Below are 12,166 nucleotides of genomic sequence, written 5' to 3' on the forward strand. Positions count from 1 at the left end.
TTATCGCCGGCGAGCGGGTCTACAGGTCCATGGGTTCGGCGAAGCGGCGGAATGCGCCGCGTTCGGTGTGCATCCTCCAGAGCGTGTCGGCGAGGAGGTCGGGGTCGTGCGTGGGATGGCCGGGCCTGATCGCACCGGGGATGATGAGCTGTCCGACATGGATGTTCTCGGCGGCGAGCACGTCGTGCATCATCGTGGCGAACGCGGTCTCCCCGGCGAACGCGATCGAGGTGCCCGCGACCCTGGGGTTGGGCTTCGCGCCGCTGCCGCCGTTGACGAACAGCATCGAGCCCCGGCCGAGGGACCGCATCCCCTGCAGGACCTGGTGCGCCGCGGCAACCGGGCCGTACACGGAGAACTCCACGGCTCCGGCGAGGTCGCCGGCGGTGGTCTCCAGGACCGGGCGCAGGAACTCCTTCTGCGGCAGCGGGCTGTACTCCAGCACCTCGATCGGCCCGAGTTCCTGGGTCGCGCGGTCGAGGGCGGCGGTCAGGGACTTCGTGTCCCGGACGCTGGCGGCGTACCCGCGCGCGTTCAGGCCCTCCTCCCCGAGTTCGGCGGCGAGGGCGTCCAGGCGCTCCTGGTTGCGGGAGACGAGGGCGATGTCGAAGCCCTCGGCGCCGAACCTGCGGGCGACGGCGGCTCCCAGGCCCCTGCCCGCTCCGACGATCGCAATGGTGGTCATGTCTGCTCCTCTGTTGCGGTGGAACGGGACCGGAGGCGCACCGGCTCGGCCTCGCGGGTGGCGGCCCAGGCTTCGAGCAGCGCGAACTTGTCGGCGGACTCGGTGCCGGGCGGGACGCTGTAGGTGACGATCTGGAGCCCGGACTCGTCGGGCATCGCGAACACGTCGAAGGCGACCTCGACGACGCCGACCTCGGGGTGGCGGAACGACTTGGTGCCGGTGCGGTGCTGGTGCACGTCGTGCCCGGCCCAGTCGGTGCGGAACTGCGGACTGCGCGTGGAGAGTTCCCCGATCAGCGCGGTCAGGTCCTCGTTCAGCGGGTCGCGCCCGGCTTCGAGGCGGATGATCGCCGCGGTGGTGCGGCGGGCCGCGGGCCAGTCGACGTAGAAGTCCTTCGCGCGGGAGTCGAGGAAGATGAACCGCGCGATGTTCGGCGTGCCGCCCGAGTCGTAGATCGGGGAGTACAGGGCCCGGCCCATGAGGTTGGCGGCGATGAGGTCCTGGCTCGCGTTGTGCACGATCGCGGGCACCGTCATGTGGTCCAGGACCCGCTGCACGGAGGCGCGCACGGTCTGCCCGGCCGGCTCGCGGTGGCGCACCGCGGCCTTGGGCGCGGTGCGGGCCAGGTCGAACAGGTACTCGCGTTCGACGTCGTTGAGGTGCAGCGCCCGGGCGATCGCGGTCAGGACGCTCTCGGAGGCGCCGCGGATGTTGCCGCGCTCCAGGCGCGTGTAGTAGTCGAGGCTGATGTTCGCCAGCAGCGCGACCTCCTCACGCCGCAGGCCGGGCACGCGCCGCTCCCCGATGTCGGGCAGGCCCGCCTGCTCGGGGGTGATGTTCGCGCGGCGGGACACCAGGAAGTCCCGCACCTCGTCCTTGGTGCTCATGGCTCCTACGGTAGATCGGCGCCGGGCGCCCTGGGAGGTTCCGACGGAACCCCCCAGGGGGCGCGGGCGCGTCAGACCGTGAGGAGGACCTTGACGGCGCGGCGCTCGTCCATCGCCCGGTAGCCTTCGGCGGCCCGCTCGATGGGCAGGGTCAGGTCGAAGACCTTGCCGGGGTCGATCTTGCGGTCCCAGATCAGCTGAACGAGGTCGGGCAGGAACCGGCGCACGGGCGCGGGCCCGCCGTGCAGGTGCACGCCGGAGAAGAACAGCTCCTGCCCCGGCAGCTCCACGCCGTGCGAGACGCCGACGAAGCCGATGTGCCCGCCGGGGCGCGTGGCGCGGATGGCCTGCATCATCGACTCCTGCGTGCCGACCGCCTCGATCACCGAGTGGGCGCCGAGGCCGTTCGTCAGCTCCTTGATCTTCGCGACGCCCTCGTCGCCGCGCTCCTCCACGATGTCGGTGGCGCCGTACTCGCGGGCCAGGGCCTGGCGGTCGGCGTGGCGGGACATCGCGATGATCCGCTCGGCCCCGAGCTGCTCGGCGGCCAGGACCCCCATGAGACCCACGGCGCCGTCGCCGACGACCGCCACGGTCTTCCCGGGACCGGCCTCGGCCGCGACGGCCGCGAACCAACCGGTCCCCAGCACGTCCGAGGCGGCCAGGAGCGAAGGAATCAGGTCCGCATCGGGCCGGCCGGGCGTGGCGACGAGCGTGCCGTCCGCGTTGGCGATGCGGGCCCGCTCGGCCTGGGTGCCGGACTCGACCGACACGAAGGCGGCGTGGACGCACTGGGACTGGTACCCGGCCCGGCAGATCTCGCAGGTGTTGTCGGAGGTGACGAACGACCCGACCACGAAGTCGCCGACCTTCACGTTCCGCACCGCGTCGCCGATCCGCTCCACGACGCCGACGTACTCGTGGCCCATCGCCAGGTGGTCGACGGGCTCGACGCCCCGGAACGGCCACAGGTCCGACCCGCAGATGCAGGTCGCGCTGATCTTGATGACCGCGTCGGTCGGCTCGATGATCTCCGGGTCCGGACGGTCCTCCACCTGGACGTCGCCGGGACTGTGCATGACTACTCCGCGCATGGGCGCTCCCTTTCGGTCTGCGGTGCCGCGCCGCTTCGTGCGGCGCGCGGCGGCACCGGCTCCCGTTCGATGCAACCCGCGCCGACCGCCCCGTGGGAGGGACGGACAGAACCCCTCACGCGGGCCGCCATCGCCGCCCTTCTTCCTACCAGGGGATTCGGTCACGACATGCGGCATTGGGGAACCCCGCCGCCGGGCGGCGACTTCGCGCGCCGGGCGGGTTCGCGGATACTGGTGGCGGACGGCCGACCGAACCGAAGAGGAGCGCCATGACCACCGACGCATCGGAACCCGACCGGCGACGCGAGGCGGTCGCCGCCCTCGGCGGCGGACTGCGGCGCCTGACCGAGGCGGCGGTGCGGTCCACGGCCCCGACCGGGGAACTGCACGCCCTCGCCGAGCAGGTCGAGAAGCTCGCGGCCGACCTGGAGGCGGCGGGCCGGCGCCCGGTCGGGTCGATCCCGGAGTTCGACGACCTGCGCGTGGGGCGGCGCGCCTACAGCCCCGTGACCGGCGACGGCCATCCCGGTGCTCCCCCGGTCGCCATGGCGCGCGCTGAGAACGGCGTGAAGGGGACGTTCACCCTGGGCATGGCGCACGAGGGGCCGCCGAGGTTCGCCCACGGCGGCGTCACCGCCCTGGTGCTCGACGAGCTCATGGGCTGGGCCGCGCGCACCACCGGCAGCCCTTCGATGACGGTGGACCTCAGGTTCGCCTATCGCGGCCCGGTGCCGCTGAACGCACCGCTCATCGCCGAGGCCGAGGTGACCGAGCGGGACGGCAGGTCCATCCGGGTCCGGGGCCGCATCGCGGCCGAGGCCCGGCCGGACGAGACGCTGGTGGAGGCGGACGGCCGGTTCGTCGTCCCCGCCCCCGAACAGGTCAGCGCGCTCTTCCCGGGCATGGAGCATTTGCTGTAACGGGACTTGCCGGGTGGACGACGGGGCCGATGAACCGGCGCTCGCGGGCAGGGCCCGGAACGCCGTGCAAAGCGCCCGCATGAGCACCGGCCTCAGGCCAGCAGTTTGGCCTTGGCCGCCGCGAACTCGGCGTCCGTGAGCGCTCCGGCGTCGTGGAGCTCCGCGAGCCGGCCGAGCTTGGCGATCACGTCGTCGCCGGCGGGCGGCGGAGCGGCGGCGGGCGGGGCCTGCTGCTCGCGGTACGCCTGGGCGTCCGCCTGGGTCTGTTCCCGTGAGGAGGCGGCCCGGTTCATCGAGCGGTTCACCGCGCCCGCGGTGCCCGCGATGACGGCCGTGCGCGCCATCGTGCCGAGCAGGCCGGGTCGTCCGATGCGTCGAGGCATGGTCTCGCTCCTATCCCGCGGTGCCGGTGAGTTCGTCGATGGCGGCGGCGGGGACCCGCTCCCAGTCCAGGAGGTGTCCGCCCGCGTCGCGGACGGATTGGGCGAGCGTGCCCGCCCAGGAGTGCTCGAACAGGAGCATGCCGATCGCGGTGTCGGGCTGGAGCTCATCGGCGACCGCTTCGGCGTCTTCGGCGCCGAGGAGGTCGGCGGGCTCGCCCACGAGGGCCGCGAGGCGCTTGTCGACGCCGGAGGCCTCGAGCCAGGCGATCGAGCCGTCCGCGCCGCGGCTGACCAGCAGCGCGTCGAGCACCGTGATCGTGCCGTCGGCGGCGAGCCGTTCGAGTTCGGTGAGGATCCTGCCGTCGAACCGGTTGCCGGAGAACTCCACCAGCACCAGGTCCACCGGGGCCTTGCCGTCCATACGCGCCTCCCGTCGCAGTGCGCAGCCGCGCCGGGGCGGCTCCTTTCCGGAACGCTACACGGCGGAACGGACGGCGGAGGCGAATCTCGCAGGCGGACGATTCGGCCGAGTCGGGCGCGGGCGGGCCTGCGCCGGTCCATCATCGAGGTGGTACGCGGATCGGGGGACCCATGACGTCGAGATCGTCCAATGCGAGGCACACGCTGCCCGCGGCGCTGCTCCTGCTGCTGGGCGGGTGCTGGCAGATCGGCACCGGAGTCCAGGCCCTGGCCACGGGCGGGTACTTCACCGCGCCGGACGGCTACTCGTTCGCGTTCAGCATCGCCGCCTGGGGCTGGGTCCACCTCATCGTCGGTGTCGTCGCGGCCGCGGTGGGCGTCGCGCTGTTCCGCGGCGGATCGACGGCGCGCCTGCTGGGCCTGGCGCTGGCCTCGGCCTCGCTGATCGCGAACTTCCTGTGGCTGCCGATCGAGCCGTTGTGGTCGGTGGCCCTCATCGGACTCGACGTGGTCGTGATCTGGTCGCTCGCGACGGCCGGTGGGCGGTTGGCGATCAGGTTCGACGACGGAGCGGACCGGACCTAGGCGCGCCTCACGCGGGCCGCGCGCCGGTGCGCTCCGATTCGAGCGCGGTGCGGCCGATCAGTTCGACGACGGCGGCGAGCACCGCGACGACGAGGGCGATCGTGACGACGCCCGAGACGCCCGGGTGTCGCCACAGGACGATCCAGAGCAGGCCCCCGACGACCAGGAGCGCTTCGACGGCGCGGCGGTGGCGGTGGACGAGGCCGCCTGCGGCGCCGAACGTGAACCCGGCTGCGGCGAGGCCGCGGGCGGCCCCGTTCCGGGCCGAGGCGCCGAGGCGGCGCGAACCCCGGGCGGCCGCTCCCGGCCCGAGGAGCCAGCAGGCGAGGGCGACGATGAGCGCGAGCACCGTGACGGTCTGCGCGGCGCCCTTGAGGAAGCGGGTGATCGTGTCGTAAACGTTGACCGCGGCCTGCTGGGACTGGACCGAGTCGCCCAGGCCCGCGAGGTAGGCGCCGCGCCCGATCACCAGGGCGGCGGACAGCAGCAGCATCCCGGCGGCGAGGCACAGCGCGCCGACGAGCAGGCCGCGGCGGCGGTCGGGCGCGAGGGCGATGCCGGCGGCCAGGAGCGCGAGCCCGGCGAACGGCAGGACCCAGGAGGCGGCGTCGAGCAGCGACGCGGCGGTCCGCAGCTTCGGGAACGCCTCGGACTGGGCGACGGTGAACGACACCGACATCGCCGGGATGCGTTCGGCCAGTGCGAAACCGGAGTCGACCAGGCGGTCCTTCACTTGCAGCAGCACCGGCCCGAGGTCGAGCACGAGGTCCTGGCCCTGGAGTTGCAGCGCGCCGCCGGACTGCCCGGTGAGGAGGCCGACGAGCGCGACGTGGGCGGTGCGGGTGGCCTCGCGCCACAGCTCGGTGAACTGCTCGGAGTGGACGACGGTGGTGACCTGCTTGTCGATGAAGGAGTTGATCCCTGACGCGAGCGGGCCCGAGAGGCGGCCGAGGACGTCGGGGGCGCCCCTGGTCTGGACCGCGGCTATCGCCTCGTCCACGAGCCCTTCGACGTCCAGGGTCTCCTGGATCGCGGCGTTGACGCGGAAGGCGACGGCCGCGCGGATCTCCGCGTCGGCGTACAGCGGCTCCATGGTGTCGACGAACCGGTCGGTGTTGAGGACCTGGTTGCGCGCGAACACGGTCATGGCGGCGAGCACGAGGACGACGGCGGCCAGCGCGAGCAGGAGGACGGCGCCGGACCAGCGCGCCCCGCGGCGGGCCCGGCCGCCGCCGGCGACCTGCGCGCGGAGGCGTTCGAGCTCGTCGCGCTCGGCCCGGTTCAATCCCGCGTCGGACATGTCCCGGCTCCTTCGCTCGACGGCCGGGCCGATGCGCGCGCCGTCGCGGCGTTGCCGCCGATGACCGTGCCCATGTCCCGACTCCCCTGTCCGAAGGCGACCGCGCCTCGCAGAAGTCGACGGTAAGCGCCGTGCGGGGGCCGGAGGCGGTGATTCGGCAATTCCGGGGCGCCGCGGACGCGAAGAGGCCCGGCCGCCGTCGCGGCCGGGCCTCGGATCGTGCGTTAGGGCCTGTCCTGCGAATCAGGGCGAGGCGGTATCCGAGTCCATTCGTTCGCTCGCAAGGCGGAGGGGCCGCTGCATACCGGTGTTGTATGCAGCGGCCCCGACAACGAAGCGAGCGGGCGAATGGGCCGGATAACGACCGTTCAGATTCGCAGGACCGGCCCTAAACGGCGGTCCAGCGGCTGTCGTCGCCGGCGCTCGCCTCGACCGCCGCGAGGACGCGCTGCACTTGGAGCGCGTCGGCGAAGGACGGGGTGGGCTGCTCGCGGTTCGCGACGGCCTCCACGAGGTCGACCACCTGGTGGGTGAAGCCGTGCTCGTAACCGAGCCCGTGGCCGACCGGCCACCAGTTGCCCGTGTAGGGGTGCTCGGGCTCGGTGGCCTGGATGCGTCGGAAGCCCGCGTTGGGCTCGTCGGCCGCGTCGTAGAACCACAGCGAGTTCATGTCCTCGAAGTCGAACGCGAGGGAGGCCTTGGAGCCGTTGAGCTCCACGCGCATCGCGTTCTTGCGGCCGAGTGCGAACCGGGTCGCCTCGAAGACGCCGACGGCGCCGCCCTCGAACCGGGCGGTGAACATCGCGGCGTCGTCCACGGTGACCGGGCCCTTCGGCCCGTCGGTGCCGCCGTGGCCGCCCAGGCCGACGAAGTCGCCGCCGACGGGGCGCTCCTTGACGAACGTCTCCATCAGCGCCGAGACGCCGGTGACGTTCGTCCCCGAGATCCACTGCGCCGCGTCGATGATGTGCGCGCCGATGTCGCCCAGGGAGCCCGAGCCGGACTTCGCCTTGTCGAGGCGCCAGGTCAGCGGCGCGTTCTCGTCGGTGAGCCAGTCCTGGAGGTACTGGGCGCGCACGTGGCGGATCGACCCGAGCGCACCGGATTCGACCAGGCGCTTCGCGAGCGAGAGCGCGGGTGTGCGGCGGTAGCTGAAGCCGCACATGGCGAACGCGCCGCGGGCCTTGGCGGCCTCGGCGGCGGCCGTCATGCGCTCGGCCTCCTCCACCGAGTTCGCCAGGGGCTTCTCGCACAGGACGTGCTTGCCCGCTTCGAGTGCGGCGATCGCGATCTCGGCGTGCAGGTCGCCGGGGACGCAGATGTCGATCAGGTCGATGTCGTCGCGTTCGATCAGGCGGCGCCAGTCGGTCTCGTGCGAGTCCCAGCCGAGTTTCGCGGCGGCCGCGGCGACGCGTTCGGGGTCGCGCCCGGCGACCGCGGTCATGCGGGGCGCGAGGGGCAGGTCGAAGAAGCGCGGCGCGGTGCGCCACGCGTGCGAGTGGGCCGCGCCCATGAAGGCGTAGCCGATCATGCCGACGTTCAGGGACTGGGTTTCGCTCACTGACGCTCCTCTTTGTGGCTCAGGGCATCGCGGACGGATGACCACGCTTTCATGACGGCGAGCACGTCCGCGTCGCGCTCGGTCGCGAGCGCGGCGTCGTAGGAGCGGTCGAGCACGTCGTCGATCACGACTCGCCGTCCCTGCGAAGCGCTCTGCGTCGCGGCTTCGACCATAGCCAGGCTCATGACGTTGGCGTGCACGCGCCCCATCGGTTCCCGGCCGTGGCGCAGTGCCGCGACGAACTCGCGCAGCGAGCCCGCGATCTCCTGGCCGGGGTCGTCCACGGCCTCGGCCGCGTCCTCGTCGGGGTCGGCGCCGGGTTCGCCCTCGCCGTCCCACAGCACGGAGCCGCGCTCGGCCGAGATCCGCCAGGAGCCGTTCCAGGAGGTCTCGAAGCCGGGGCTGCACCAGCTGCCGTTGAAGACGAAGCGGGCCCCGCCCTCCATGGCGAAGACGGCGGTCGCGGCCGCGTCGCCGGCGTACCAGCTCCAGGCGGGGTTGTACTCCTCGCAGGAGACCGAGACGGGGTCGGCGTCGAGGAGGAACCGGGCCATGTCGAACTGGTGGATGGCCATGTCGAGCAGGAGCGGGCTGTCCATCTCGTCGCGGAAGCCGCCGAAGTGCGGCGCCTTGTAGAAGTCGACCGCGACGATCCCGACGGCGCCCAGCGGTGCGAGGCGGCGCTTGGCCGCGTGGAGCGAGCGGTGGTAGCGGCGGGACTGGCTGACCATGAACAGCTCGCCGGTGTGCTCGGCCGCGGCGGTGAGGGACAGGCCCTCGGCCACGCTGGCCGCGACCGGCTTCTCCCCCAGGACCGGGATGCCGGCGAGGAGGGCCGCGGTCGTGACCGGGTGGTGCGCTTCGGGAATGGTCGCGTTGACGATGGCGTCGGCGCCCGCGCGGCGGGCGAGTTCGACCGCGTCGGACCCGAGTGCGAGGCCGGGGACGCCGATCTCCTCGGCGGCCGATTCGGCCGCGGCGGACGAGAGGTCGGCGATGCCGACGAGTTCGGTGTCGGCGGAGGCCTGGATGGTGCGGGCCCAGGCCCGCCCCATGCCGCCGGCGCCGACCACGACGAGTCGCAGCGGCCCGTCGGTCGTGACGGTGCGGAAGCTCATCGCTCGAACGCTCCCTTGTAGCCCTGGCCGTTGAAGAAGTCGTCGGTCTCGTAGCGCAGCAGCGTCGGCGTCTCGCGTTCGCGGTCGGGCCTGGCCCATTCGATGCCGTTGGCGATCACGTGGTTGACGTCGGCGTGGTGGTAGACGGGGAAGTCCTGGTCGCCGGGGCTGAAGTAGAAGATCCGGCCGAATCCGCGGCGGTAGGTCATGCCGGAGCGGAAGACCTCGCCGCCGGTGAACCCACTGATGAAGACGAGCTCGTCGGGGGTGGGCACGTCGAAGTACTCGCCGTACATCTCCTGCTCGGGGATGACGATCGGGTTCGGGATGCCGCGCGCGATCGGGTGCTGGGGGTTGACGGTCCAGACCAGTTCGCGGTCGTGCTCGCTGCGCCAGCGCAGCGTGCAGGTGGTGCCCATGAGCTTCGTGAAGATCTTGGACCAGTGTCCGGAGTGGAGCACGATGAGCCCCATGCCGGCGAGGACGTGCTTGTGGACGCGCTCGACGACCTCGTCGCTCACCTCGTGGTGGGCCGCGTGGCCCCACCAGACGAGGACGTCGGTCTCGCCGAGCACGTCGCCGGTGAGGCCGTGCTCGGGCTCGTCGAGCGTGTGGGTGGTGATGGCGGCCTTGTCGCCGAGCCATTCGCCGACGCCCTTGGCGATGGCGCCGTGCATGCCGTCGGGGTAGCGCTCGGCCACGGACGCCTCGACTTGCTCGTGGCGGTTCTCGCCCCACACGACGACGCGGATCGGTTCGGTTGTCATTTCGTCGGTCTCCTTCTGTTCCTGTTATGAGCGCGTTGTGAGCTTAAAAGACTTTCGGCGGGTCCGGGTGCGCTCCCGCGGCCGGATCGGTGCTGGACCGGACGACGAGTTCGGGCCGCAGCAGCAGGTGCTCGGGTTCGTCGGGCTGGTCGATGACGAGTCGGACGAGTTCGGCGGCGATGAGCGCGGAGGCCTGGCGGACCGAGGTGATGCCCACGGTGCCGAAGGACGTCAGCGGCGTGTCGTCGTAGCCGGTCACGGCGACGTCCCGGCCCGGCACGAGGCCGCGGCCCTGGAGCGCGATGACGACGCCGGCCGCGAGCTGGTCGGACTTGCAGATGATCGCGGTCGGCGGCGAGTCGAAGTAGTCGGTGGTGCGGTCGAGCAGTTCGGTCGCGATGCGGACGCCGGAGGCCAGGTGGCTGTCGGCGTGGATGATCCGGTCCTCGGCGACCGAGGAGGTGAGGCCGCGGCGCAGGCAGGCGTCGCGGTAGCCGATCTCGCGCTGGACCATGGTGATGCTGGAGTGGTTGGCGCCCACGAAGGCCAGTTCGCGGTGCCCCAGGTCGGCGACGTGGTCGACGGCCATCTCGATGCCGAGCGCGGCGTCGCCCTCGGCCCAGCTCCACGGGCTCGCGAACGCCTCTCCGGTACGGCCGTAGGCCGCGAACGGGATGCCGCGCTTGTGGAGTTCGACGGGGCGGGAGTCCTCGGCGCCGACGTTGGAGATGACGAACCCGGCCACGGACTGGCCGAAGTACAGGTCCTCGCAGGCGGTCATGAGCGCCTCGGTGTCGAGTTCGGTGATGAGGGTGAGGTTGCGGTCGGCGTCCTGGCAGCCGACGGCGAGGTCGTGGAGGAACCGGTCCATGTACTGGTTGCCCGACTGGTCCGGCGGCGGGAGCACGTAGCCGATCTGGCGCGGCTGGGCGAGCCTGAGGCTGCGGGCGACCAGGTTGTTGCGGTAGCGCAGGTCGCGCATCGCGGCGTGGACCTTGTCCCGGGTCGCCTCGGCCACGATCTGGGGCCGGTTGATGACGTTCGAGACCGTCATGACCGAGACGCCGGCGAGATCGGCGACGTCCGTCATGCTGGGCTTGCGCCGGGGGTCGGGCGGCTTGGGACTCACGTCGGTCCTCCGTTCCGTCTCGGCGGGCGCGTGCTCGGCGGCGGTCCGGGTGACGCGCCGTCGGGGATTTTAAGCATAAAGTCGCCGGGCGGTCAAGCTCGAAAAAGGTTCGCGGCGCCTTGGCCGCGGCAGCGATATTCCAGTACTAGAATAAGAGGATGACCGCAGCGTTGACCGACGGGGAGTTCACCGTGCTCGGCCTGCTCGTGGAGCGGCCGCGCCACGGGTACGAGCTGGAGCGGGTCATCGAGGAGCGCGGCGTCCGCGAGTGGACCTCGCTCGGCTTCTCCTCGATCTACTACGTGCTCGACAAGCTCGCCAAGCGCGGCCTCATCGAGGGGACCGGCGCGCCCGCCTCGGGCAGGTCGCGCGCGGTCTTCCGCGCGACGGACGCGGGCCGGGCCCTGTGCGGGGCCGCGACGCGGGAGGCGCTGGCGGCGCGGGCGCCGCTGCGCTCCCGCGTCCTGATCGCCATGGCCAACAGCCCGGTCCTGCCGGACGCCGACGTGGCCGCCGCGCTGGCACTGCGACTGGAGGCGCTGCGCGAGCAGCTCAAGGAGGTCGCGGCGACCCGTTCGGCGCAGGAGCCGCTGCCCGCCTCCGCCGCGGCGATCTTCGACTACAGCGAGGCCATGCTCGCGGCCGATCTCGCATGGACCGAGACCACGCTGGCCGCATTCACCGAGGAGGGCACCATGGACAAGTACGACGTCAAGAAGGCGCACCGGGCGCTGTACGCGCCGTCTGCCAAGGACTTCACGGTGGTGGAGGTGCCGGAGCTGCGCTACATCGCCGTCGACGGGCACGGCGATCCGAACACCTCCTCCGCGTACGCGGAAGCCGTCGAGACCCTGTACGGCGTGGCCTACACGCTCAAGTTCGCCAGCAGGAACACCCTCGGGCGCGACTTCGTGGTCGCCCCGCTGGAAGGCCTGTGGCGAGCGGACGACCCCGCCGCGTTCACCAAGCGGAACAAGGGTTCATGGTCGTGGACCATGATGATCGGCCAGCCGGAGTGGATCACCGGGGCGATGGTCCGCGACGCCGTCGAGACCGCCGCGAGGAAGCGGGGCAACCCCACGCTCGCCGACGTCCGACTGCTCACCCTCGCCGAGGGCGCCTGCGTCCAGATCATGCACGTCGGCTCCTACGACGACGAGGCCCCCGTGCTGGACCGGCTGCACCGCGAGTACATGCCCGCCAACGGGTTCACCTTCAACGGCGACCACCACGAGATCTACCTCAGCGACCCGAGGCGGACCGCGCCCGCCAAGCTCAAGACCGTCCTCAGGCAGCCGGTCAGACCGGTCGGCTGAA

General features: G+C 72.1%; 13 protein-coding genes. 3 read left to right on the top strand and 10 right to left on the bottom strand.

Annotation, left to right across the window (positions count from 1 at the left end; all coding sequences use genetic code 11):
- Positions 1 to 19 precede the first annotated feature (19 nt).
- From BLQ63_RS21850 to BLQ63_RS21860, 3 genes are all read right to left on the bottom strand, one after another.
- Positions 20 to 685 (bottom strand): SDR family NAD(P)-dependent oxidoreductase, encoded by a 666-nt coding sequence (locus BLQ63_RS21850; protein ID WP_091039649.1) that lies wholly within the window; start codon positions 683 to 685, stop codon positions 20 to 22.
- Positions 682 to 1,572 carry a helix-turn-helix domain-containing protein gene (locus tag BLQ63_RS21855; protein WP_091039650.1) on the bottom strand — a complete coding sequence of 297 codons (891 nt, stop codon included), beginning with the start codon at positions 1,570 to 1,572 and terminating at the stop codon, positions 682 to 684. Before BLQ63_RS21855 ends, BLQ63_RS21850 begins: the two co-directional genes overlap by 4 nt.
- A 71-nt stretch (positions 1,573 to 1,643) precedes the next feature.
- Complete coding sequence (locus tag BLQ63_RS21860; RefSeq protein ID WP_091039651.1) at positions 1,644 to 2,666, bottom strand: zinc-dependent alcohol dehydrogenase family protein; 1,023 nt, start codon at positions 2,664 to 2,666, stop codon at positions 1,644 to 1,646.
- Positions 2,667 to 2,935: 269 nt separating this feature from the next.
- On the opposite strand from BLQ63_RS21860, the gene BLQ63_RS21865 reads away from it, so the two are divergent.
- On the top strand, positions 2,936 to 3,586 hold the full coding sequence (locus BLQ63_RS21865; RefSeq protein ID WP_091039652.1) for a PaaI family thioesterase: 651 nt from the start codon (positions 2,936 to 2,938) through the stop codon (positions 3,584 to 3,586).
- A gap of 92 nt (positions 3,587 to 3,678) precedes the next feature.
- On the opposite strand, the gene BLQ63_RS21870 is transcribed toward BLQ63_RS21865, so the two are convergent.
- Both BLQ63_RS21870 and BLQ63_RS21875 read right to left on the bottom strand, forming a co-directional pair.
- Entirely contained in the window at positions 3,679 to 3,969 is a 291-nt protein-coding gene (locus tag BLQ63_RS21870; RefSeq protein WP_091039653.1) for an SHOCT domain-containing protein, read from the bottom strand.
- A 10-nt stretch (positions 3,970 to 3,979) separates the two neighbouring features.
- Positions 3,980 to 4,390: a DUF6325 family protein gene (locus BLQ63_RS21875; protein ID WP_091039654.1), complete on the bottom strand. Its 411-nt coding sequence runs from the start codon at positions 4,388 to 4,390 to the stop codon at positions 3,980 to 3,982.
- Positions 4,391 to 4,560: 170 nt separating this feature from the next.
- Here BLQ63_RS21875 and BLQ63_RS21880 point away from each other — a divergent pair, with 170 nt between their 5' ends.
- The gene (locus tag BLQ63_RS21880) at positions 4,561 to 4,974 is read left to right on the top strand and encodes a DUF7144 family membrane protein (RefSeq protein ID WP_091039655.1); all 414 of its coding nucleotides are present in this window, start codon (positions 4,561 to 4,563) and stop codon (positions 4,972 to 4,974) included.
- A gap of 7 nt (positions 4,975 to 4,981) precedes the next feature.
- Here the strand turns inward: BLQ63_RS21880 and BLQ63_RS21885 are convergent, their stop codons facing one another.
- The 5 genes from BLQ63_RS21885 to BLQ63_RS21905 all read right to left on the bottom strand — a co-directional run bounded on the left by BLQ63_RS21885 (position 4,982) and on the right by BLQ63_RS21905 (position 10,849).
- Complete coding sequence (locus BLQ63_RS21885) at positions 4,982 to 6,274, bottom strand: hypothetical protein (protein WP_091039656.1); 1,293 nt, start codon at positions 6,272 to 6,274, stop codon at positions 4,982 to 4,984.
- Positions 6,275 to 6,662: 388 nt separating this feature from the next.
- Positions 6,663 to 7,805 carry a Gfo/Idh/MocA family protein gene (locus BLQ63_RS21890; protein ID WP_290428033.1) on the bottom strand — a complete coding sequence of 381 codons (1,143 nt, stop codon included), beginning with the start codon at positions 7,803 to 7,805 and terminating at the stop codon, positions 6,663 to 6,665.
- 26 nt (positions 7,806 to 7,831) lie between these two features.
- Entirely contained in the window at positions 7,832 to 8,953 is a 1,122-nt protein-coding gene (locus BLQ63_RS21895; protein WP_091039658.1) for a Gfo/Idh/MocA family protein, read from the bottom strand.
- Positions 8,950 to 9,720 (bottom strand): ThuA domain-containing protein, encoded by a 771-nt coding sequence (locus BLQ63_RS21900; protein ID WP_091039659.1) that lies wholly within the window; start codon positions 9,718 to 9,720, stop codon positions 8,950 to 8,952. Before BLQ63_RS21900 ends, BLQ63_RS21895 begins: the two co-directional genes overlap by 4 nt.
- A 43-nt stretch (positions 9,721 to 9,763) precedes the next feature.
- Entirely contained in the window at positions 9,764 to 10,849 is a 1,086-nt protein-coding gene (locus BLQ63_RS21905) for a LacI family DNA-binding transcriptional regulator (protein WP_091039660.1), read from the bottom strand.
- 158 nt (positions 10,850 to 11,007) lie between these two features.
- Between BLQ63_RS21905 and BLQ63_RS21910 the strand changes: the two genes are divergently transcribed.
- Entirely contained in the window at positions 11,008 to 12,165 is a 1,158-nt protein-coding gene (locus BLQ63_RS21910; protein ID WP_091039661.1) for a GyrI-like domain-containing protein, read from the top strand.
- Position 12,166 lies beyond the last annotated feature (1 nt).

Source organism: Glycomyces harbinensis (assembly GCF_900101745.1).
Taxonomy (GTDB): domain Bacteria; phylum Actinomycetota; class Actinomycetes; order Mycobacteriales; family Micromonosporaceae; genus Glycomyces; species Glycomyces harbinensis.